This window comes from Mesorhizobium sp. M0815, from assembly GCF_040319995.1.
In the GTDB taxonomy this organism is placed as follows: Bacteria; Pseudomonadota; Alphaproteobacteria; order Rhizobiales; family Rhizobiaceae; genus Mesorhizobium.
In genome coordinates this window covers 22983-45220 of sequence record NZ_JAMYOU010000015.1, presented here as the reverse complement: position 1 = coordinate 45220, position 22238 = coordinate 22983, and the positions used below count along the sequence as shown (strand labels likewise).

The window sequence follows — 22238 nt, the reverse complement described above, 5'->3', positions numbered from 1 at the left end:
GCGCCATCCGAATGGAGCTTCCATAACATTCACCGGGCGACTTAGGGAGGACTCCTAATGAAATTCGTGACCAGCATTCTCAATCGCCGCGCCTTCGTGGCACTCACAGCCGCCTCGATGCTTGCCGGCGTGATGCATTCGGCCCCGGCATCCGCGGCCGACGTGACCATTCCGATCATCGTCAAGGACACCACGTCCTTCTATTGGCAGATCGTCCTGGCCGGCGCCCGCAAGGCCGGCAAGGACCTGGGCGTCAACGTGCCGGAGCTCGGCGCCCAGGCCGAGACCGACGTCAACGGCCAGATCTCGATCCTCGAAAATGCCGTCGCCGGCAACCCGGCCGCCGTCGTCATCGCACCGACCGAAGCCAAGGCGCTCGGCAAGCCGATCGACGAGGCCGCCACCAAGGTCAAGATCATCGGTATCGACTCCGGCGCCGACTCCAAGGCCTTCACCTCGTTCCTGACCACCGACAACATTCAGGGCGGCCGCGTCGCCGCTGACGGCCTTGCCGCAGCCATCGGCGAAGCCAATGGCGGCAAGGTCGAGGGCGACGTCGCCCTGATCACCGCGCTTCCGGGCGCCGGCTCGCTCGAACAGCGCGCCCAGGGCTTCAAAGAACAACTCGCCGCCAAATATCCCGGCCTCAAGCTGGTCGCCGACAAATACGCCGACGGCCAGGCCACCACCGGCCTCAACATCGCCACCGACCTGATCACCGCCAACCCCAACCTCAAGGGCATCTTCGCCTCCAACCTGATCATGGCGCAGGGCGTCGGCCAGGCGATCGCCGAGAACAGCCTCGCAGGCAAGGTCGGGCTGGTCGGCTTCGACAGCGACGAGAAGCTGATCAAGTTCCTCAATGACGGCGTCATTTCGGCGCTCGTCGTCCAGGATCCGTACCGGATGGGCTATGACGGCATCAAGACGGCGCTTGCCGCCTCGAAGGGCGAGAAGGTCGAAGCCAATGTCGACACCGGCGCCAACCTGGTCACCAAGGCCAACATGAAGGATCCGAAGATCGACGCGCTGCTCAACCCGAAGCTCGACTGAGCATCGCCACTGTGAACTGTTCCGGGGCCTTTTCGCCCCGGAAACATCCCACTCGTGCCAATCGCGAGGCCAATCTTTGGGGGGCCAATCTGGGAGGATTGTCATGATGTCGACGGCGCAGGAACTCCATCCGGCCCCAACGCTTGAACCGGGCAGGACCATCCTCGAACTCCGCGGGCTGGAAAAGCGCTATCCCGGCACTCACGCGCTGAAGCCGGTCGACCTCGCCTTCAAGGCCGGCGAGATCCACGCCATCGTCGGCGAGAACGGCGCCGGCAAATCCACCCTGATCAAGCTTCTGACCGGCGTCATGCCGCGCACCTCCGGCGACGTCATCTGGGAGGGCAAGCCTGCCGCATTGGCGACGCCGCATGAGGCGATGGCGCTCGGCATCAATGCCGTGCATCAGGAAGTCGTCCTGTGCCGCCATCTCACCGTCGCCGCCAACATGTTCCTCGGCGAGGAGGATTCCCGTTTCGGCATCCTGCAGCAGCGGGCTATGGTCAGGCAGGCGCAGAAGATCATCGACGATCTCGGCTTCGACCTGCCGGCGCATGTCATGCTGGGTGACCTGACCATCGGTCAGCAGCAGTTGATCGCCGCCGCCCGCGCCACCGTGCGCGGCACCAAATTCCTGATCTTCGACGAACCGACCGCCTACCTCACCCGCAAGGAGGCCGACCAGCTGTTCACGCTGATCCGCCGGCTGAAGGGCGAAGGCGTCACCATCATCTACATCAGCCATCGCATGGAAGAAGTGTTCGAGCTCGCCGACCGCGTCTCGGTGCTGCGCGACGGCACGCTGGTCGGCACCAGGAATATCGCCGAGACCAATGACGCCGAGCTGGTCAAGATGATGATCAACCGCTCGATCGAGCAGGTCTACCACAAGGAGCATTTCACCCCGGGCGCGATGCTTGTAGAAACCAGGAACCTGTCCGGCAAGGGTTTCGAAAATGTCTCGATGTCCGTCCGCGCCGGCGAGATCGTCGGCCTCTACGGGCTGATCGGCGCCGGCCGCAGCGAGTTCGTCACCACGCTCTATGGCCGCCACCGCAAGGCGGCCGGCCAGATCCTCTGGGAGGGCAAGGAGGTCAAGGTCAATTCAGAACATGACGCGATCAGGCTCGGCATGGCGCTGGCCCCGGAAAGCCGCCGCGACCAGGGCCTCTGCCTCAACCTGCCGGTCGGGCTCAACCTCAATCTGCCGATCTACAAGCGCATCTCAAGCAATCTGCTGATCTCCCGCGCGCAGGAAAAAGCCCAGGCCGATCGCCAGATCGCCGACCTGCGCATCAAGACGCCGACGCGAAGTGCGCTGGCCTCCAGCCTGTCCGGCGGCAATCAGCAGAAGATCGTCATCGGCAAATGGCTCGCGCACGGCGCCAAGCTGTTCATCTTCGACGAGCCGACCGTCGGCGTCGATGTCGGCACCAAGGCCGAGATCTACCGCCTGTTTGGCGCGCTGTTATCCAAGGGCGCCGGCATCATTCTGATCTCGTCCTACCTGCCCGAGGTCTATGAGCTCGCCGACACGCTGCACGTGTTCCGGCGCGGCAAGCTGGTGGCCACGCATGGGTTTCATACCGCTGATCACGAGGAGATCCTCACCCAGGCGCTGGCCGAGAAACAAGAAAGACCGGGAGGACGGATATGAGCACCGAGGCGATCGCTGCCGAAAGGCCGAAACGCAACTACAACGCCCTGTTCGGGCTGACACTGCTGGCACTGCTGGTTCTTTTGTGGATCATCTTGTCGGTGGCGACGCCGAGCTTCGCCTCGGCCAACAACATCTCGAACCTGTTGCGGCAAGGGTCGATGATCGCCATCCTGGCGGTCGGCCAGACCTTCGTCATCATCACCGGCGGCATCGACCTTTCCGTCGGCGCCGTTGTCGGCTTCGCCACCGTCATCGTCGCGATGCTGATCAACGCCGGCACACCGGTTTTCCTAGCCATCCTGATTACCTTGCTGGTCGGCGTCGCCATTGGCATGTTCCATGGCTTCGGCATCGTCAAGATGGGCTTGCCACCCTTCATCATCACCCTGGCGACGCTGACCTCGCTGCGCGGCATCGGCCTGTTGATGACCAACGGCAACTCGATCTCGATCAACAACGACGCCTTTCAGACGTTCTCGCGCAGTTCCTTCGTCGGCGTCCCCAATCTGTTCTGGATGGTGATCCTGGTCGGCATTCCGGCCTACATCTTCCTGCACCACAGCCGCTGGGGCCGTTACCTGTTCTCGGTCGGCTCCAACGCCGAGGCATCGCGTCTGTCGGGCGTCAACGTCCAGCGCACAATCTACATGGCCTATACGTTGTCGGGGCTGTGTGCGGCCTTCGTCGGCGTGCTGCTCGCGTCGCGCATCGGCATCGGCAATCCGACGCAGGCCGAGGGCTGGGAATTGCAGGCGATCGCTTCTTCGGTGATCGGCGGCACGTCGCTGTTCGGCGCTGTCGGCTCCGTGCACGGGCCGCTGCTCGGCGCCTTCATCCTTGCCACCATCAACAACGGCGCCAATCTGCTCAACGTCAACGCCTTCTGGCAGCGCATCATCACCGGGGTGCTGATCATCGTCATCGTCTATTTCGACGGGCTGCGCCGCCGCGGCAAATAGATCGCCCCCTAACAGCCGCCGGCCTCGCAACAGCAGAGCCGGCGGTGCCATGAACCGACTGGATTGAAGCATGAAAGCCGTCGTCTGCCGCTCGCCCGGCGAACTTGTCCTGGAAGATCGCCCGGCGCCTGGCGCGCCGCCCTCGGGCTGGGCGCTGGTCGCGGTCAACCATGTCGGCATCTGCGGCACCGATTATCACATTTTCGACGGCAAGCACCCGTTCCTCGCCTATCCCCGCATCATGGGCCACGAGGTTTCGGGCACCGTGATCGAGGTTGGCGAGGGCGTCGATCTCACCGTCGGCGAGCCGGTGATCGTCAATCCCTATCTCGCCTGCGGCAAATGCATCGCCTGCCGGCAAGGCAAGCCGAATTGCTGCGTCAGGATCGAGGTGCTCGGTGTCCATCGCGACGGCGCCATGTGCGAGCAGATCCTGGTGCCGGCGCAAAATCTTTATCCGGCAAACGGCCTGTCGCTGGGCGATGCGGCAGCCGTCGAATTCCTAGCGATTGGCGCCCATGCCGTGCGGCGCTCGCTGGCTGATCCAGGTGCGCGCACGCTGGTCATCGGCGCCGGCCCGATCGGGCTCGGCACGGCGCTGTTCGCCCGCATCGCCGGGCTCGACGTGACGCTGCTCGACATGAGTGCCGAGAGGCTGGGTTTCGCCGAAAGCGAACTCGGCTTCGCGACCCTCAACGGCTCGCAGGGCGCCGCCGCTGATCTGGTGCGGCAGGCGACCGACGGCGATGGTTTTGACGCGGTCTTCGACGCCACCGGCAACACCCAGTCGGTGCAGTCGGCCTTCGCCCATGTCGCGCATGGCGGCACGCTGGTGCTGGTCAGCGTCGTCAAGGACGACATCGCCTTTTCCGATCCCGAATTCCACAAGCGCGAGATGATGCTGATCGGCAGCCGCAACGCTCTGCGCGCCGATTTCGACCATGTCGCCGCTTCAATCCGCAACGGTGCGGTGCCGCTGGCAAAGCTAGTCACCCACCGCACCACGCTTGGCGAGACGCCGCGCGACCTCGCCCGCTGGGCACATGAGAAATCCGGGCTGATCAAGGCGGTCATCCAGGTCGGATGACACAACGATAGCCGCGTCTCAAAGCGCCGACAGTTTGAGTTCGATGCGCTCGGCCGGGAAGCGCGACTCCGAAAACTGGATCGGCTGACCGTCGGGCGTGACGTTGACGGCGACCGTCACCAGCACGATGGCGCCGGGCTGCAGGTCGAGGTCGGCAAGGTCGGCGGCATCGGCATGGCGCGCCGACAGCACGGTCGATTGCCGGAGATAGTCGTCGATGCCGAAACGTGCCAGCGATGCCGTGATCGAACCGGTTTCTGCCATGGCAGCATCGATGCCGGCAAAGCGCCTGGCATCGAACCAGCCGGCAGCGCGGGACACCGGCATTCCATCGGCTTCGCCCCGCGTTTCCAGGCGTATCACGTCGGCCCCCTGCGCAAGGCCTAAGCCCTCTGCGACACGACGGTTGGCCGGCTCGACCGATGAGGCGAGCAAGGTGATATGCCGCTCGGACGCCTGTCCTTGCAATCCCTCGGAAAAGCGGGTGCGGGCGCCGATCGGATAGGACAGCCGCTTTCGCGACAGCACGAAGGTGCCACGCCCTTGCTCCGCCTTGAGCACACCCTCCTGCACCAGGGCTGCGATAGCGCTGCGCACCGTATGGCGGTTGACGCCATAGCGTTCGGCAAGTGCCACCTCCGGCGGCAGCGCGGCATTCTCGGGAAAATCGCCAACGGCGATCGAGTGCAGGATCTGGTCGGCGATCTGCCGCCATAGCGCGACACCGCTGCGCCGCTCGATGCTGTTTGCTTGCCCGATCATTTCCCGCCCCAATCTTTGCGCCGACCTTTTGGCCCGTGTCACGTACACGTCATAGACACGCGCTAGATAATAGATATAATTTGTATAGTTGTCTATATCAATCGACAAATGCACGCAGACGAGGAGTAGCGGCCATGCGAGGACGGGAAGCGCGAGAGCAGGCCGAGCGCAAGGCCGTAATGGCGACGCTGGCGCAATCGGCCGGGGACGACATTGTCCGCCTCTGGGACGAAGCCGGGCTGCCTTGTGAAGCGGAACTTCTGCGTGGCCCCGAAACCGGCCTGGTTACCGTGCGCGGCCGCATCGGCGGCGGCGGCGCGCCGTTCAATGTCGGCGAGGCGACGGTCACCCGTGCCACGGTGCGGCTTGCGTCCAGCCATGTCGGCCACTGCTATGCGCTCGGCCGCGACAAGCAGAAGGCAAGGCTGGCAGCAATCGCCGATGCGCTGTGGCAGGACCCGGCCCACCGCAACGGGGTCGAGACCAGGCTCGTCGCGCCCTTGCAGGCGGCACTGGCCAAGGCCCGTGACCAGCGCCGCGCCGAGACGGCGGCGACCAAGGTCGATTTCTTCACAATGGTGCGCGGAGAAGACTGATGGACCTCGCCACTCAATCGATCGAAGGCGGCTTCGCCGATCCGGTATTCAACGCGCAGACCGTATTCCGCGCTGTGATGGACGCGATGGCGCGGCCGGGCAGCGTGCAGCCCTTGCCGGCCCTCGCCCACCCCCCCGTGCCGCTGTCGGCCACCGCCGGTGCCATTGCTCTGGCGCTGTGCGACAACGACACGCCGCTCTGGCTCGACCCGGCTTTGCAGGGGTCGGCGGCGGTGAAATCCTGGCTTGGCTTCCATACCGGCGCGCCGCTGGCCAACACCCCGGCCGACGCGCATTTCGCGCTGATTGCCACGCCGGCCGAGATGATGGCGCTCGACGGGTTTTCGCAAGGCACCCAGGATTATCCCGATCGTTCGACGACGCTGATCCTTGAGGTCGGCGATCTCGTCTCCGGCGCTCCGCTGCTGCTCGAAGGCCCGGGCATCGAGAAGACGGCGACGATCGCGCCGGCGCAAATGCCGCGTCATTTCGTCGAGCAATGGAAGCAGAACAATCAGCGCTTTCCGCGGGGTGTCGACATCATCCTCGCCACGTCCGACGCAATTGCCTGCCTGCCGCGCACGACGCGCATTAAGACGATGGAGGCGTAGGATGTATGTCGCGGTAAAAGGCGGTGAAGCGGCCATCCGCAACGCCCACAAATTGCTCGCCGACCGCCGGCGCGGCGATCGCTCGGTGCCCGCACTTCGGCTCGACCAGATCGTCGAGCAGCTGGCGCTCGGCGTCGACCGGGTGATGAGCGAAGGTTCGCTCTACGACAGGGAATTGGCGGCACTCGCCATCGTCCAGGCGCGCGGCGACATGATCGAGGCGATCTTCCTGGTTCGCGCCTATCGCACGACGCTGCCGCGCTTCGGCTATACCAGGTCGATCGAAACCGGCTCGATGCTGGTCGAACGGCGCGTGTCGGCGACCTACAAGGACCTGCCCGGCGGGCAGTTGCTCGGCCCGACTTTCGACTACACCCACCGGCTGCTCGATCCCGAGCTTGCCGCCGGCGGCGAAGTCGCCGAACCGGAGCAGCGTGCAGGCGAAGCGGAGGCGATGCCGCGCGTCTCGGCCATCCTCGCTCGCGAAGGCCTGATCGAGCCCGACGGCGACATGCCCGGGGATCATGTCCCCGGCGACATCACCCGCGAGCCGCTCGAATTCCCGATGGCGCGTGATATCCGCCTGCAGGCGCTGTCGCGCGGTGACGAGGGGTTTCTGCTGGCGCTCGGCTATTCCACCCAGCGCGGCTATGCGCGCAACCATCCTTTCGTCGGCGAGGTTCGTATCGGCGAGGTCGAACTGGAACTGGACGTGCCGGAACTGCCCTTTGCCGTGCCGCTCGGCAGCATCCGCGTCACCGAATGCCAGATGGTCAACCAGTTCAAGGGCTCGGCCAAGGCGCCGCCGCAATTCACCCGCGGGTACGGCCTCGTCTTCGGCCAGAGCGAGCACAAGGCGATGGCCATGGCGCTATGCGACCGCGCTCTTCGTGCAACCGAATTCGGCGAAGATGTCGTCGCCGCCGCGCAAGACGAAGAGTTCGTCATCTCGCATTCCGACAATGTCCAGGCGACCGGCTTCGTCGAGCATTTGAAGCTGCCACACTATGTTGATTTTCAGGCCGAGCTCGACCTCGTGCGCCGCATGCGCGCCGCGCACGACGCCCGCGAAAACGCCGGCAAGGCCGAAGAGAAGAGGGAGGCCGCCGAATGACCGGACAACCGACCGACATCGCCACCTACAACTTCGCCTATCTCGACGAGCAGACCAAGCGGATGATCCGCCGCGCCATCCTCAAGGGCATTGCCATCCCCGGCTATCAGGTGCCGTTCGCGTCGCGCGAAATGCCGATGCCCTATGGCTGGGGCACCGGCGGCGTGCAGGTCACCGCTTCGATCATCGGCCCGGACGATGTACTCAAGGTCATCGACCAGGGCGCCGACGACACCACCAATGCCGTTTCGATCCGCGCCTTCTTCAAGAAGGTCGCCAATATCGCCGTCACCACCGAGACGGCCAAGGCGACCATCATCCAGACGCGCCACCGCATCCCTGAATATCCGCTGAGTGCCGGTCAGGTGCTGGTCTATCAGGTGCCGATCCCCGAGCCGCTGCGCTTCCTCGAGCCGCGCGAGACCGAGACGCGCAAAATGCATGCGCTGGAGGAATACGGCCTCATGCATGTGAAGCTCTACGAGGACATCGCCAAGCACGGCCGCATCGCCACCACCTACGCCTACCCGGTCAAGGTCGAGGGCCGCTATGTCATGGACCCCTCGCCGACGCCGAAATTCGATAATCCGAAGATGCATCGTTCGCCGGCTCTGCAGTTGTTCGGCGCCGGCCGCGAAAAACGCATCTATGCGCTGCCGCCCTTTACCGAGGTGGTCAGCCTCGACTTCGAGGATCATCCCTTCGAAGTGCAGACCTTCGACCAGCCCTGCGCGCTGTGCGCGGCCGAGAACGTCTATCTCGACGAGGTCATCCTCGACGACCATGGCGGCCACATGTTCGTCTGCTCCGACACCGATTATTGCGAGAAGCGGCGCGCCGAAGGCCACCGCGGCCATCTCGCGCCCGAGACCCATCTTGCCCCAGGAAAAATGGAGCCGGCTGAATGACCGACGAACCGCTGCTGCGCGTTTCGGCGCTGTCCAAATTCTACGGCTCGCGCGTCGGCTGCGAGAACGTCACCTTTGATCTGTGGCCGGGCGAAGTGCTGGCGGTGGTCGGCGAATCCGGTTCCGGCAAGACGACTTTGCTCAACTGCCTGTCGACTCGGCTGCTGCCCTCTTCCGGCACCGCCAGCTACCGCATGCGCGACGGCCAGTTCCGTGAGCTTTACCGCATGAGCGAGGCCGAGCGCCGCTTCCTGATGCGCACCGACTGGGGCTTTGTCCATCAGAACCCCGCCGACGGGCTGCGCATGACGGTGTCGGCCGGCGCCAATGTCGGCGAACGGCTGATGGCGGTCGGCGACCGCCACTATGGCAGGATCCGCGCGGCGGCGGTCGACTGGCTGTCGCGCGTCGAGATCGACGAGGACCGCATCGACGACGAGCCGCGCGCCTTCTCCGGCGGCATGCGCCAGCGCCTGCAGATCGCCCGCAACCTGGTCACAGGGCCGCGGCTGGTGTTCATGGACGAGCCGACCGGTGGCCTCGACGTTTCGGTACAGGCACGCCTGCTCGATCTGCTGCGGGGGCTGGTCACCGATCTCGGCCTGGCGGCCATCGTCGTCACCCACGATCTCGCCGTGGCGCGGCTGTTGTCGCAGCGCATGATGGTGATGAAGGACGGCCGTGTTGTCGAAAGCGGCCTCACCGACCGCGTCCTCGACGATCCGCGCGCGCCCTACACCCAGTTGCTTGTCTCCTCGATTCTGCAGGTGTGACGATGATTGCTCCGGCGTACCCCCCTCTGGCCTGCCCTCTTTGGCATCGCTTGGCATCTCCCCCTCAAGGGGAGAGATTGGCTATCACTCCCGGTTTCGCCATCCTACAACGTTGCAGAACGAGCGAGATAGTCAGGCTGCCCATCTCCCCCCTTGAGGGGGAGATGGCCGGCAGGCCAGAGGGGGGTGTTGGCCCGCAAACGAATGGCGATTGGAGGACCTTCTGATGGCAACCCCGCTCGTCGTCTCCGATGTCGCCAAGAGCTTCACCATGCATCTGCGCGACGGCATCAAACTGCCTGTCGTCGCCGGCGTCTCGTTCGCGATCAGGGCCGGCGAATGCTCCGTGCTCGGCGGCCCGTCCGGCGCCGGCAAGAGCTCGATCCTGAAAATGCTCTACGGCAATCATGCCGTCGACGCAGGCCAGATCATCGTCCAGCACGAGGACGGGCTCATCGATCTCGCCACGGCCAGCCCGCGCACCGTGCTAGCCGTGCGCCGGCTCACGATCGGCTATGTCAGCCAGTTCCTGCGCACCGTGCCGCGCGTCTCGGCGCTCGATGTCGTCGCCGAACCGCTGGTCGAGCGCGGCGAGGAGCGCGAAGCCGCGCGCGGCAAGGCACGCGACTTGCTGGCCCAATTGAACCTGCCGGAAAAACTCTGGGCGCTGCCGCCGGCGACGTTCTCCGGCGGCGAACAGCAGCGCGTCAACATCGCGCGCGGCTTCATCACCGAGCATCCGATCCTGCTGCTCGACGAGCCGACCGCTTCGCTTGATGCGAAGAACCGGGACGTCGTGATTTCCCTGATCGCCGCCAAGAAGGCGGCGGGCGTCGCTTTGCTCGGCATCTTCCACGATTACGACGTGCGCGAAGCCGTCGCCGATCGCATCATAGACGTGACCGCCTTCGCCGCTGGGAAAATCGCCGCATGACCAGGAAATTGTCGGAGGCCCCGCTGGTCCACGAGACGGCGGAGATCGAGAACTCGACGCTCGGCCGCTGGACCGAGATCGCCGACCGAAGCCGGGTTTCGGAAAGCATGATCGGCGACTATTCCTACATGATGCAGGACTGCAGCGTCTGGTGCGCGACAATCGGCAAATTCGCCAACATCGCCGCCAGCGTCCGCATCAATGCCACCAATCATCCGACCTGGCGGCCGACGCTGCACCATTTCACCTATCGCGCCTCCGACTATTGGGACGACGCCGAGCACGAGAGCGAATTCTTCGCTCAGCGCCGCGCCAAACGCGTCACCATCGGCCACGACACCTGGCTCGGCCATGGCTCGACCGTCCTGCCCGGCGTCACCGTTGGCGACGGTGCGGCGGTCGGTGCCGGCGCAGTGGTATCGAAGGACGTCGCTCCCTACACCATCGTCGGCGGCGTACCGGCCAAGCCGATCCGCGAGCGCTTCGACCGCCGCACCGCGGAGCGCTATCAGGCGCTCGCCTGGTGGGATTGGGATCATGCAAGGCTGCGCGCCGCGCTCGACGATTTCCGGGAGCTGTCGGCGGAGGCTTTTCTGGAGAAGTATGGTGGCTAAGGATCGTGAATGGTAATGGCGGGCAGCGATTAAATTTCGAGGCTCAGGAAAGCCTTTCTTATCACCATTCACCATTCGAGCTTCTCGCGCCGAGTTGATCCCGCCCCGCTCCAGGCTGTGGGCGGTAACAAAACTGACATCAATCAGACACCGCAGGTTCACGTAGCTGCGCTAGCGAGGGTTAACAGACCTTCAATTGCGATTGGACTGGAGCCTGCACCATGTCAGCTACGCTCGAAATCCGCGGCGTCACCCGCCGGTTCGGCAAGAACACCGCCGTCAGCAATGTTCACATCTCGATCCCGCAAGGACAGATGGTCGGCGTCATCGGCCGCTCCGGCGCCGGCAAATCGACCCTTCTGCGCATGATCAACCGCCTCATCGATCCCAGCCAGGGATCCATCCTGTTCGACGGCGTCGAGGTTTCCGGGTTGCGCGGCTCGCCGCTCCGGCGTTGGCAACGCGACTGTGCCATGATCTTCCAGCAGTTCAATCTGGTGCCGCGCCTCGATGTGCTGACCAATGTACTGCTCGGCCGGCTCAACCACCGCTCGACCCTGTCCAACCTGTTCGGCATGTTCTCCCGCAACGAATGCGCCGAGGCGGTTGCAGCCCTCGAGCGCCTGGACATCGCCCGCACCGCGCTGCAGCCCGCCGGCACGCTTTCCGGCGGCCAGCAGCAGCGCGTTGCGATCGCGCGTGCCATGATGCAGCAGCCGAAGGTGTTGCTCGCCGACGAGCCGATTGCCTCGCTCGATCCGCTCAACGCCAAAGTGGTGATGGATTCGCTGCAGGATATCAATTTGCGCGAGGGTATCACCGTCATCACCAATCTGCATACGCTGGATACGGCGCGCAACTATTGCAACCGCATCATCGGCATGGCCGCCGGCAAGGTCGTCTTCGACGGCCCGCCCGAAGACCTCAATCGCGAGGCGGTGCGCATGGTCTATGGCGCCGACAGCAATGGCGGCGAAATCTCCGAGGCCATCACCTCGACCAGTGTCGCCATCAAACAGAAAATCGCTGCATCCGCCGGACCGCTCGAGCCAGCGTTTCCTGGTTATTGAGAACGGCCTGATCGCCGCCCGCGTCAAAGGCACTCGTCAAAATTCGATCGCAACCGGCGCGAGGCCGGATCAAAGGAGAGAGACCCAATGTTCAGGAAGATGGTTTTTGGCGCGGTTTCATTGCTCGCCATCGCGGCCAGTGCCGCTCACGCCCAGGATATCAAGGAATTCCGCATCGGTATCCTTGGCGGTGAAAATGAAGCGGACCGGCTGCGCAATTTTCAGTGCCTCGCCGATCACCTGACGTCCGAATTCGGCTTCGAGAAGGTCTCGCTGTTCCCGGCCGCCGACTACGACGGCGTCATCCAGGGCCTGCTCGGCGGCACGCTCGATTTCGCCGAGCTTGGTGCGTCGGGCTATGCCAGCGTCTACCTCAAGGATCCGAACGCGGTGACCCCGATCCTCACCACCCAGCAGACCGACGGTGCGACCGGTTATTATTCGATAGGCCTGGCGCTGAAGTCGTCCGGCATCACCGACATCAAATCGGCCAAGGGCAAGAAGCTCGGTTATGCCGACCCGGATTCGACGTCGGGCTATCTGATCCCGCTGACCCAGATCCCGAAGGACACCGGCGCTTCGAACGAAACCTTCTTCGCCTCGACCCAGTTCAATGGCGGCCACGAGAACAACCTTCTCGCCGTCCGCGACGGCAAGGTCGACGTGGCGGTTGACGACTCCTCGGGCATCGGCGACTTCAAGAACGGTTACACGTCCGGCACCTTCCACAAGGAAGTCGCCAAGGGCGCCGTCGACCCCAACGACTTCGTCGAAGTCTGGCGCTCCGGCCTGATCCCGAATGGCCCGCTGGTCGTGCGCACCGCGCTCGGCGGCGATATGAGCGCCAAGCTCGCCAACTTCTTCACCAGCTTGCCGGCCAAGGACAAGCCTTGCTTCGAAGCCATCGAAGGCGGCGATTTCACTGGCTACGTTCCAGTGAAGCCGGACTTCTACAGCGTCATCGTCGAAGCCCGCAAAGCCGCGATCGGCGGGTGAATGCAATTGAAAAGGGCGGCCTTACCAGCGCCGCCCTTTTTGCATGCCGATCATGACCATCTCAGCCACGATCCGTTCAGACGCGACCCGGCGGACGGCCGACACCTGGCGACGCCAGACGTCCTTGCGCCGGTTCTACACCGCGCTCGGCATCGGCTTGCTGCTTGTCGCCATGTGCACAGCCATGTGGTTCGCCGACGAGGCCAATGCCGGACATTTCTTCGATCGGCTGCCGCACATACTGGATTTCCTTAGCTGGCTTGTTCCCAAGGACTGGAATGACGTCTGGCGCGCGCTGTTCGACATCGCATCGCCGCACGACAAAGGCAGCCAGGAGTTCAACTTCCCGCTTGGCCGCATCTATCTCTGGGGCGGCTTTTATCTACCCGAATATTTCGAGCTGATGCTCACCACGCTCAACGTGGCGCTGGTTTCCACTTTCATCGGCTTCGTCTTTGCGGTGCCCTTTTCCTTCATCGCCGCGCGCAACTTGACGCCCAGTCCGGTGCTCAGGCTCGTCGTCAAGCGCTTCATGGAACTGCTTCGCGCCTTCCCGGAGATCGTCATTGCCGGCCTTTTCGCAGCCATCCTCTCGACCGGCCCGGTCGCGGCCATCATCGCCATCGGCCTGCATTCCATCGGCGCCCTCGGCAAGCTCTTCTACGAGATCAACGAAAACATCGACATGCGCGCCGAAGAAGGCCTGCGCGCGGTCGGCGCCAACTGGTTCGAGCGCGTGCGCTTTGCCGGCCTGCCGCAAGTGCTGCCCAATTTCACGTCCTACACGCTGCTCAGGATCGAGATCAATGTCCGCATCTCGACCATCATCGGCGCGGTCGGGGGTGGTGGCATCGGCGAGGAACTGAAGCTCTCCATCTCGCGCGGCTTCGGCGCCAAAACGCTGGCACTGGTGCTGCTGCTGTTCACGACGATCTTCCTCGTCGACCAGTTCTCTGCCTGGCTAAGGCGCAAGCTCGTCGGTGAGCAGGCATTCATGATGGGCGCCTGAGCATGGCCGCAATGACCGCCGATGAGATGCAGTCGATCGAAGAGCGCTTTCCCCAAGTGTTCCGGCGGCCCCTGTACAAACGCTTCGGCCCGCTGGTCCTGTTCACCGGCATCCTGCTCTACCTCCTCTACGCCTTGTGGTTCTTCAACCTGCCGCAAGTGCTGAGGGAATCGCACTGGGAACGCCTGCCGCTCTTTCTGACGCAATGGATCAGCTACGATCTGCAGCCGGAATTCCGTCTCGATCAGCCTCAGATCACGCCCAAATACCCGCGTTTTTCCGCGCTCGGCGAAGATCCTCATCCCGACTGGGTCATCACCAGTGCGAACGGCTCCTACACCATTCTGATCGACGGCCGGGCCAAATCGGTTACCTTCGACAAGACCGAGGCGATGCTGGTCGCCAATGGCCAGACGGTGCCGGTGTCCTTGGCCAGCGGCAAGCCGGTGATATCCGGCCTGGTGCCGGACTGGATCACCGCACACGACGACGAAATCGTCGCCAGGATGGGCTTTGCCGGCGAGGTCCGCATAACCGTCGATCGCGTCAAGGTCCGCAAGCGCTTCCTCGGCTGGGCGAATTTCGTCTTCGACACACGCTCGCCCTTCTTCGGCAAGTCGCCCGGCGAGGTGGTCTCGTTGCTGATGTCCGGACCCCAGCTCAAGCCGGGCACATCTAACATCACGCTGGCCGCCGACAATATCTGGTACAACGCCCAGTGGCAGCATGGCGATGTCTGGACGAAGCTGTTCCAGACCATCGTCATGGCATTTCTCGGCACCTTGCTCGGCGGCATCGTCGCCTTCCCGCTCGCCTTCTTTGCCGCCCGCAACATCACCCCGAGCGGCGTGATCAGTCAGGTGCTCAAGCGCTTCTTCGATTTCATGCGTTCGGTCGACATGCTGATCTGGGCGCTGTTCTTCACCCGCGCCTTCGGCCCGGGCCCGCTTGCCGGCAGCGCCGCGATCTTCTTCACCGAGATCGGCACGCTCGGCAAAGTCTATTCGGAAGGCCTTGAGAACATCGACGACAAGCCGCGCGAGGGCATCCAGTCGACCGGCGCCAACGGCTTGCTGGTGCAGCGCTATGGCGTGCTGCCGGAAGTGATTCCGGTCTTCATCAGCCAGACGCTCTACCAGTGGGAATCCAACACCAGGGGCGCAACGATCATCGGCGCTGTCGGTGCCGGCGGTATCGGCCTGAAGCTTTGGGAAGCGATGCGCACCAACTCCAACTGGGCCAATGTCTTCTACATGGTGCTCTTGGTCCTGCTCGTCGTTTTCATCTTCGACAACATTTCCAATTTCCTGCGCCGCCGCTTGAGCAGGACGATCCACGACTACAACAGGATCCAGGCCGACCAGGGGTGACGGCCGCGTTGCGCCGGCGGCAGTTAGGCCGCCTTACTCCACCCGCTCCTGATATGCCTGTAGCCGTCGCGGTAGACAGCTTCCGGGCCTTCGGAAAAGTCGCGCCACACCTTGGTGGCCGCGGCCAAATCCTTCAGCGAACGCCCGAACGCCTCGATCGTCAGCCAATCGTCGTAGCCGCTCTTGCGGATGGCGGAGAACGTCTCCTTCCAGGGAATGTGACCGCGGCCCGGCACGCCGCGATCGTTCTCCGAAATATGGATATGGACGACGTTCTTGCGGTTGCGCGAATAGGCGCCGATCGGGTCGGCCTCTTCGATGTTGGCATGGAAGGTGTCGTACATCGCCTTGATGTGCGGCCGGTCGATCGCGTCGATATGCTCCGACAAATCGTCCATCGTGTTGAGCAGATAGCATTCGAAGCGGTTGAGCGCCTCCAGCCCGATGGTGACGCTCTTGTTGCCGGCATGGTCGCCAATGGCGCGTTGCGAAGCGATCGAACGTTTTTTCTCGGCCGCCGTCGGCCCGCTGCCGGAGAAGGCCCCGAGCGTCGAATGGAGCGGGCCGCTCAACGTGTTCGCGCCAAGCGCCTGAGCGCAGTCGATCGCCGATTTCATGTAGTCGATACCGGCCTTGCGCGTCGAGGCATCCGGCGAGATCAAATTCATCGCCGGATCGCCCATCGCCGAGACGGCGGTGCGTTGCAGCCCGATTCGGTCGAGCAGATCACCGAGCTTCTTGTAGCCGTCCAGCGCGCCGGAGAAGACCGGTATTTCGACGCCGTCGAAGCCGGTCGTCTTGATGTCTCTCAACAGCGGCTCGTGTTTTTTCGACACGGCCGTCGTCCACAACAGCATGCACATGCCGATCTTCATCGACGCCCCTCCCCTTTGACGGCCGGCTGGCTCCTCCGCCGACTTCGCTATAAGCCCCTCATCCGGCCGCTTCGCGGCCACCTTCTCCCCGCTGGGGAGAAGAGTCAGACGCAGCGCTGGCGATCTCCTCTCCCCTGGGGGAGAAGTCGGATTGCCCCGAATTGCCCTTGCAATTCGGCTGGCAATCCGAGTGAGGGGGGACACCCTTAACCGGGCGCAGCGATTAGAGTTTCGTCCACGCCCCGTTCTTCTTCGACGACTTCACGCAGGCTTCGATGAAGGCCATGCCTTCGACGCCGTCTTGCACGGTTGGGAAGACGACATCCTTAGCCGGCTTGCCGCCCGTCCGGCGCGCCGCACGAATAGCCCGCGCGGCTTCCTGGTAGATGTTGGCGAAACCTTCGAGATAGCCTTCCGGATGCCCTGGCGGGACGCGGCTGACGCGCCCCGCGACGGGGAGCGCGCCGGCGCCATTTCGGGTAATCAACTGCTTCGGCTCGCCGAACGGCGTGTACCAGAGATAGTTCGGGTCGGCCTGCACCCATTCGAGCCCGCCCTTCGAGCCGTAGATACGCAATTTCAGCCCGTTCTCGTGGCCGGGCGCCACCTGGCTGGCCCAGACCATGCCCTTGGCCGGGTGCGACCCGCCGACCGGCTTGAAGCGCAGCAGCACATTGATGTTGTCGTCGAGCAGCCTCCCCGGCACGAAGGCATCGAGATCGGCCGACAACGAATCGAGCTCCAGCCCGGAGACGAAACGGGCAAGGTTGTAGGCATGGGTGCCGATATCACCCAGCGCACCGCCCGCACCCGCCTGCTTGGGGTCTGAGCGCCACGCAGCCTGCTTCTGGCCGGTGGCGGCCAGGTCCTCGGTCAGCCAGTCCTGCGGATATTCCGACTGCACGATGCGGATATCGCCGAGCTGCCCCTTGGCCACCATCTCGCGTGCCTGCCGCACCATCGGATAGGCGGTGTAGTTATGCGTCAGCACGAACACTTTGCCGGTCTTTTCGACCAGCGCCGCCAGCTTCTTTGCCTCGGCCAGCGTCGTCGCCAGCGGCTTGTCGCAGATGACGTGGATGCCGGCCTCGAGAAAAGCCTTGGCAGCCGGCACGTGCACATTGTTCGGCGTGACGATGGCGACCACCTCGATGCCGTCCGGCCGCTTGGCCTCGGCCTTGGCCATGTCGGCATAGGAGCCGTAGCTGCGTGCCGGATCGAGCCCGAGCTCGGCCGCCGAGGCCTTGGCACGCTCCGGATTCGACGACAGAGCGCCGGCGACCAGCACGAACTCGTTGTCCATGCGCGCCGCGATGCGGTGCACCGCGCCGATAAAGGCGCCTTGTCCGCCGCCAACCATGCCGTAGCGGATCGGACCGCCCCCGGTTTCCGCCTTCGATGCGCCGACCATGATTTTCTCCCTCGTTGTCTGAGATACCCCTCCCCCTTGAGGGAGGGTGGCCCGAAAGGCCGGGAGGGTCGGTCAATGCCGAGCTCAACCCAGCGACCCCACCCCGATCCGCTGCGCGGATCGACCCTCCCCTCAAGGGGGAGGGAAAGCTGTGTTAGATCCCCATCATCCCGCGCAGCACCTTTTTGTCGGTCGTGCCGCCGGCGAAGTCGTCGAATGCCTTTTCCGTAACCCTGATGATATGATGCTGGATGAAGGGAGCGCCCTCGGCAGCACCATCCTCCGGGTGCTTCAGGCAGCATTCCCATTCCAGCACCGCCCATGAATCATAGTTGTATTGGGTAAGCTTGGAGAAGATGCCGCCGAAATCCACCTGTCCGTCGCCGAGCGAGCGGAACCGCCCGGCACGGTTGGTCCAGCTCTGGTAGCCGGAATAGACGCCTTGCCGCCCGGTCGGATTGAACTCGGCATCCTTCACGTGGAACGCCTTGATCCGCTCGTGGTAGATGTCGATGAATTCGAGATAATCGAGCTGCTGCAGCAGGAAGTGCGACGGGTCGTAGTTGATGTTGCAGCGCTTGTGGCCGCCGACCGCATCGAGGAACATCTCGAATGTCGCGCCGTCGAACACGTCCTCGCCCGGATGGATTTCGTAGCCGACATCGACGCCGTTCTCGTCATAGACGTCGAGGATCGGCTTCCAGCGCTTGCCGAGTTCGGCAAATGCTTCCTCGATCAATCCCGCCGGCCGCTGCGGCCACGGGTAGAGGTAAGGGAAGGCCAACGCCCCGCAAAACGACACCGACGCCTTGAGCCCGAGATTCTTCGACGCCTTGGCGCCGAACTTCATCTGCTCGACCGCCCATTGCTGCCTGGCTTTTGGATTGTTGTGCACCGCAGGTGGAGCGAAGCCGTCGAATTGTGCGTCGTAGGCCGGATGCACCGCCACCAGCTGACCCTGCAGATGCGTCGACAGTTCAGTGATCTCGACGCCGGCATCGGCGCAGATGCCCTTCACCTCGTCGCAATAGGCCTTCGACGACGCTGCCTTCTCGAGATCGAACAGCCGGGCGTCCCATGTCGGGATCTGCACGCCCTTGTAGCCCAGACCGGCCGCCCATTTGGTGATCGAGGCCAGCGAGTTGAACGGAGCGGCGTCGCCCGCAAACTGCGCCAGGAACAGACCAGGCCCCTTCATCGTCGTCGGCATCGGCATCTCCCTATGTTTCGCGACCAAGCATAGCGCCGATTGAAAACAGGGCCAGCCTCTTTGGTCTCTTTGCACAGCGCGCTCGGCGCCGCTATTCTGGTATTACCAAATGCCGAAATCTGGTCAAGCCATTTGACGCGCGGCCGCAGTCCTGCAACCATGCCGAGCTGCCCAACATAATTCAACGTAATCAATGCTGTAAGCAAGAGACGGCGCTTGATGGTAGCACTTCTTGCCGTCCAGATGAAATTACTGTAGATCTCCCATCAAGCCCAATTGGTCGAACCAGTTTGCCAAAAAAATGCTGGGAGGCCTTAGGGAGGAATCATGCAGCGCACTTCGGCAGAGTGCGTCGCAGGCGAACTGGTACAGGCGATTCTGGGAAGGATAGACCATGCATCTTTCGACGCACAATTGGATGCGGGCGGAGCCGCTGGAAACGACGCTCAAGCGCATCAAGAAATTCGGCTATGAGTCGATCGAGATTTCCGGCGAACCCGAACAGTACAAGACCAAGGAAACACGCGCGCTGCTGAACGAGTACGGCATCCGTTGCTGGGGAGCGGTGACGCTGATGCTGGGCGAGCGCAATCTCGCCGCCAAGGACCAGGGCCAGCGCGAGCGCTCGGTGCAATATGTCAAGGACGTGCTGACCATGGTCAGCGAGCTCGACGGCGAGATCATCACGCTGGTTCCCGCCACCGTCGGCAAGGTCGTGCCGGACGGCACCGAGGAAGAGGAATGGAAATGGGTGGTCGACGCCACCCGGGAATGCTTCACCCACGCCAAGAAGGTCGGCGTCAAGATCGCGGTCGAGCCGCTCAACCGCTTCGAAACCTACCTGTTCAACCGCGGCGCCCAGGCACTGGCCCTTGCCGATGCGGTCAGCCCCGAATGCGGCGTCTGCCTCGACGCCTACCACATCCACATGGAAGAATTTAACGTCTATGACGCCATCCGGCAGGTCGGCAAGCGCCTGTACGACTTCCATGTCGCCGACAACAACCGCTTCGCTGCCGGCCTCGGGCAGATCGACTGGCCGAAGATTGTCGGCACGCTGAAGGAGATCGGCTATGACGGCGCGCTGACCAATGAATTCGTCGCCCCAGTCGACCGCACGCCGGCAGCCCCCTATCCCGACATGGTCGAACGCAATCCGGTCGACATCTCGCCAGAGCAGCTGAAATTCATTCAGGACCACGGCTCCAGCGTGCTCACGGAAAAATTCTACACTGACCAGATGCGCATCAATGCGGAAACGCTGCTGCCGCTGATCAAGTAGCCAAGCCGTTTGGAAAGAGCCCTTCCGCCTCACCGCGGCCGGGCCGAGGATGAACATGCGCATCAAGACGGTCCAAGCCTGGTGGGTTCGCATACCGATCGAAGCCGCGAAGCAGCACCGCAGCGACTTCGGTCAGGTGGCGACGTTCGACGCCGCCATCCTGCGCATCGAAACCGACGACGGGCTTGTCGGCTGGGGCGAAGGCAAGAACGCCGCCGGCAGCGCCGGCAGCTACGGCGCCCTTGTCCATTTGCTGAACCATGAGGTCGGGCCGCAGCTGGTCGGCCTCGACCCGGCCGACATCGGCGTCATCTGGGAGATGCTCTACAATGGCGCGCGTCACGACAGCGCCGCCCGCGCCGGCCACGCCATGCCGCAATTGGCGCGACGCGGCATGAGCATCGCCGCTATCAGCGCCGTCGACATCGCATTGTGGGACATTCTCGGCAAATCACTCGGCGTTCCGGTCTGGCGACTGCTCGGCGGCCGCAAGCTGGACCGCATGCCGGCCTATGCTTCCGGCGGCTGGGCCACTGCGGAAGCCATCGGCGATCAGCTGCAATCCTACGTCGCCAAGGGCGGCTTCAAGGCGCTGAAGATGCGCGTCGGCGCCATGGACGGCGCCCCGCACGTCTCCGCCGCCCGCGTCCGCGCTGCAAGACAGGCGCTCGGTCCCGACATCGACCTGATGGTCGACGCGCACGGCACCTACACGGTGGCCGAAGCCAAGCGCTTCATCCATCTCGCCGGCGACCTCGATCTCGCCTGGTTCGAGGAGCCGGTGATCGCCGACGACAAGCGCGGCATGGCTGAGGTGCGCGCCTGCGGCTCGATCCCGATTGCCACCGGCGAGAGTGAGGCGACGCGCTACGCCTTCCGCGATCTCGCCGTACTCAAATCCGCCGATATCTTCCAGCCGGATCCGGCCTTTTGCGGCGGCATCAGCGAGGCGATGAAGATCGGAACCATCGCCAGCGCCTTCAATCTGCGCTTTGCGCCGCACCTTTGGGCGGGCGCGCCCTGCTTTTTTGCCGGGCTGCATGTTTGCGCCGCTTCGCCGGCGAGCTTCACCGTCGAATATTCACTCGGGGCCAACCCGATGATCCACGATCTGATCGAAGAGACTGTCGAAGCAAAGGACGGTATGGTAGCGATCCCTGATAGACCCGGGCTGGGATTCACTATTTCGGAGCGGTTCCTGGAGGCGCACGCGCAACACGGCTGACATGAAAGAAAAGAACCTTCTCGCGGAACTCGCCGCCTACCTGTTCTCCCATTCGGACAAGGAGACGGGCCGCACGCCGTCGGAGCGCGAACTGGCAGAGCATTTCAGCGTCAGCCGCGGTCAGATCCGCGAGGCGCTGGCCATTCTCGAGGCCATGCGCATCGTCGAACGACGGGCGAAGTCCGGCATCTACATCGATACAAAGCAGGCGAGCGTCGAGGCTATGGCGCTGTTCGCCCGCGCCGGCCTGCCGCTCGATCCTGTCCAGATCTACGAGACGGTCGAGTTGCGGAAGATCCACGAGATCAAGGCCGCCGAACTTGCCTGTTCCCGCGCCACCGAGGAGAATTTCGAGCGGCTGCGCGAGATCCTGAAGGCCTCAGAGGATCGCATAGCGGCCGGCGAAGGCCTTGCCAGGGAAGACCGCGAGTTCCACCTCGAGATCGTGCGGGCGACCAAGAACAGTGTGTTCCACAATGTCTGCAGCGTCTACTACATGATGGGCGAGATGCGCCTGCCGATCTATTTCAACGATCCCGAACGCAGCGTGCGCTCGCATGCCGAGCACATCCAGATCTACGAGGCGCTGCTGCGCCGCGACGGCAACCTCGCCCAGGCGCTGATGAGCGCTCATCTGCAAGGCGCCGAAAGCTATTGGAAGGGGCTGATCGAGGGGCGTGAGGCGGAACCGCAAAGCCCAGCGCTCGAAAAGGCCTGAA

22 protein-coding genes are annotated in these 22238 nt (G+C 63.7%); 18 read left to right on the top strand and 4 right to left on the bottom strand.

Features of this window, described 5'->3' with window-relative positions; translation table 11 throughout:
• Nucleotides 1–57 precede the first annotated feature (57 nt).
• From NKI01_RS17820 to NKI01_RS17805, 4 genes are all read left to right on the top strand, one after another.
• A complete protein-coding gene (locus NKI01_RS17820; RefSeq protein WP_023721963.1) occupies nucleotides 58–1053 on the top strand; it encodes an ABC transporter substrate-binding protein in 996 nt (331 codons plus the stop codon).
• Nucleotides 1054–1156: 103 nt separating this feature from the next.
• Nucleotides 1157–2710, top strand: coding sequence for a sugar ABC transporter ATP-binding protein (locus tag NKI01_RS17815; protein WP_352964103.1), 1554 nt, complete (start codon nucleotides 1157–1159; stop codon nucleotides 2708–2710).
• Nucleotides 2707–3672: an ABC transporter permease gene (locus NKI01_RS17810; RefSeq protein WP_352483622.1), complete on the top strand. Its 966-nt coding sequence runs from the start codon at nucleotides 2707–2709 to the stop codon at nucleotides 3670–3672. The genes NKI01_RS17815 and NKI01_RS17810 overlap by 4 nt, the downstream gene beginning before the upstream one ends.
• 70 nt (nucleotides 3673–3742) lie before the next feature.
• Nucleotides 3743–4759: a zinc-binding alcohol dehydrogenase family protein gene (locus tag NKI01_RS17805; RefSeq protein WP_352495512.1), complete on the top strand. Its 1017-nt coding sequence runs from the start codon at nucleotides 3743–3745 to the stop codon at nucleotides 4757–4759.
• An 18-nt stretch (nucleotides 4760–4777) separates the two neighbouring features.
• Here NKI01_RS17805 and phnF read toward each other — a convergent pair whose 3' ends face one another.
• Nucleotides 4778–5521, bottom strand: coding sequence for a phosphonate metabolism transcriptional regulator PhnF (gene phnF / locus NKI01_RS17800; RefSeq protein ID WP_352483624.1), 744 nt, complete (start codon nucleotides 5519–5521; stop codon nucleotides 4778–4780).
• 134 nt (nucleotides 5522–5655) lie between these two features.
• Here phnF and phnG point away from each other — a divergent pair, with 134 nt between their 5' ends.
• From phnG to phnE (NKI01_RS17745), 11 genes are all read left to right on the top strand, one after another.
• Entirely contained in the window at nucleotides 5656–6117 is a 462-nt protein-coding gene (gene phnG / locus NKI01_RS17795; protein WP_352964100.1) for a phosphonate C-P lyase system protein PhnG, read from the top strand.
• Entirely contained in the window at nucleotides 6117–6728 is a 612-nt protein-coding gene (gene phnH, locus NKI01_RS17790; protein WP_352495514.1) for a phosphonate C-P lyase system protein PhnH, read from the top strand. The genes phnG and phnH overlap by 1 nt, the downstream gene beginning before the upstream one ends.
• A 1-nt stretch (nucleotide 6729) precedes the next feature.
• Entirely contained in the window at nucleotides 6730–7842 is a 1113-nt protein-coding gene (locus NKI01_RS17785) for a carbon-phosphorus lyase complex subunit (protein WP_352964096.1), read from the top strand.
• Complete coding sequence (locus NKI01_RS17780) at nucleotides 7839–8750, top strand: alpha-D-ribose 1-methylphosphonate 5-phosphate C-P-lyase PhnJ (RefSeq protein ID WP_352964093.1); 912 nt, start codon at nucleotides 7839–7841, stop codon at nucleotides 8748–8750. The genes NKI01_RS17785 and NKI01_RS17780 overlap by 4 nt, the downstream gene beginning before the upstream one ends.
• Nucleotides 8747–9523 (top strand): phosphonate C-P lyase system protein PhnK, encoded by a 777-nt coding sequence (phnK, locus tag NKI01_RS17775; protein ID WP_352964090.1) that lies wholly within the window; start codon nucleotides 8747–8749, stop codon nucleotides 9521–9523. Before NKI01_RS17780 ends, phnK begins: the two co-directional genes overlap by 4 nt.
• Nucleotides 9524–9749: 226 nt before the next feature.
• Nucleotides 9750–10457, top strand: coding sequence for a phosphonate C-P lyase system protein PhnL (phnL, locus tag NKI01_RS17770; protein WP_352964087.1), 708 nt, complete (start codon nucleotides 9750–9752; stop codon nucleotides 10455–10457).
• The gene (locus tag NKI01_RS17765) at nucleotides 10454–11071 is read left to right on the top strand and encodes a DapH/DapD/GlmU-related protein (RefSeq protein ID WP_352483629.1); all 618 of its coding nucleotides are present in this window, start codon (nucleotides 10454–10456) and stop codon (nucleotides 11069–11071) included. The genes phnL and NKI01_RS17765 overlap by 4 nt, the downstream gene beginning before the upstream one ends.
• Nucleotides 11072–11292: 221 nt before the next feature.
• A complete protein-coding gene (gene phnC, locus NKI01_RS17760; protein WP_023721975.1) occupies nucleotides 11293–12141 on the top strand; it encodes a phosphonate ABC transporter ATP-binding protein in 849 nt (282 codons plus the stop codon).
• Nucleotides 12142–12228: 87 nt separating this feature from the next.
• A complete protein-coding gene (phnD, locus tag NKI01_RS17755) occupies nucleotides 12229–13137 on the top strand; it encodes a phosphonate ABC transporter substrate-binding protein (protein WP_023721976.1) in 909 nt (302 codons plus the stop codon).
• A gap of 52 nt (nucleotides 13138–13189) precedes the next feature.
• The gene (phnE, locus tag NKI01_RS17750; RefSeq protein WP_352592799.1) at nucleotides 13190–14146 is read left to right on the top strand and encodes a phosphonate ABC transporter, permease protein PhnE; all 957 of its coding nucleotides are present in this window, start codon (nucleotides 13190–13192) and stop codon (nucleotides 14144–14146) included.
• A 2-nt stretch (nucleotides 14147–14148) separates the two neighbouring features.
• Nucleotides 14149–15516 carry a phosphonate ABC transporter, permease protein PhnE gene (gene phnE / locus NKI01_RS17745; RefSeq protein WP_352964084.1) on the top strand — a complete coding sequence of 456 codons (1368 nt, stop codon included), beginning with the start codon at nucleotides 14149–14151 and terminating at the stop codon, nucleotides 15514–15516.
• A 23-nt stretch (nucleotides 15517–15539) separates the two neighbouring features.
• Here phnE (NKI01_RS17745) and NKI01_RS17740 read toward each other — a convergent pair whose 3' ends face one another.
• The 3 genes from NKI01_RS17740 to NKI01_RS17730 all read right to left on the bottom strand — a co-directional run bounded on the left by NKI01_RS17740 (nucleotide 15540) and on the right by NKI01_RS17730 (nucleotide 19012).
• Nucleotides 15540–16391: a sugar phosphate isomerase/epimerase family protein gene (locus NKI01_RS17740; protein ID WP_352964081.1), complete on the bottom strand. Its 852-nt coding sequence runs from the start codon at nucleotides 16389–16391 to the stop codon at nucleotides 15540–15542.
• Nucleotides 16392–16614: 223 nt separating this feature from the next.
• The gene (locus NKI01_RS17735) at nucleotides 16615–17802 is read right to left on the bottom strand and encodes a Gfo/Idh/MocA family protein (protein WP_352789279.1); all 1188 of its coding nucleotides are present in this window, start codon (nucleotides 17800–17802) and stop codon (nucleotides 16615–16617) included.
• A gap of 154 nt (nucleotides 17803–17956) precedes the next feature.
• On the bottom strand, nucleotides 17957–19012 hold the full coding sequence (locus tag NKI01_RS17730; RefSeq protein WP_031194931.1) for a sugar phosphate isomerase/epimerase family protein: 1056 nt from the start codon (nucleotides 19010–19012) through the stop codon (nucleotides 17957–17959).
• A gap of 394 nt (nucleotides 19013–19406) precedes the next feature.
• Here NKI01_RS17730 and NKI01_RS17725 point away from each other — a divergent pair, with 394 nt between their 5' ends.
• From NKI01_RS17725 to NKI01_RS17715, 3 genes are read left to right on the top strand one after another with little or no spacing between them, the layout of a single operon-like run.
• Entirely contained in the window at nucleotides 19407–20294 is an 888-nt protein-coding gene (locus tag NKI01_RS17725; protein WP_023721982.1) for a sugar phosphate isomerase/epimerase family protein, read from the top strand.
• Between the two features lie 55 nt (nucleotides 20295–20349).
• Entirely contained in the window at nucleotides 20350–21519 is a 1170-nt protein-coding gene (locus NKI01_RS17720) for a mandelate racemase/muconate lactonizing enzyme family protein (protein ID WP_352495521.1), read from the top strand.
• 1 nt (nucleotide 21520) lies between these two features.
• Nucleotides 21521–22237: a FadR/GntR family transcriptional regulator gene (locus tag NKI01_RS17715; protein ID WP_352483633.1), complete on the top strand. Its 717-nt coding sequence runs from the start codon at nucleotides 21521–21523 to the stop codon at nucleotides 22235–22237.
• Nucleotide 22238 lies beyond the last annotated feature (1 nt).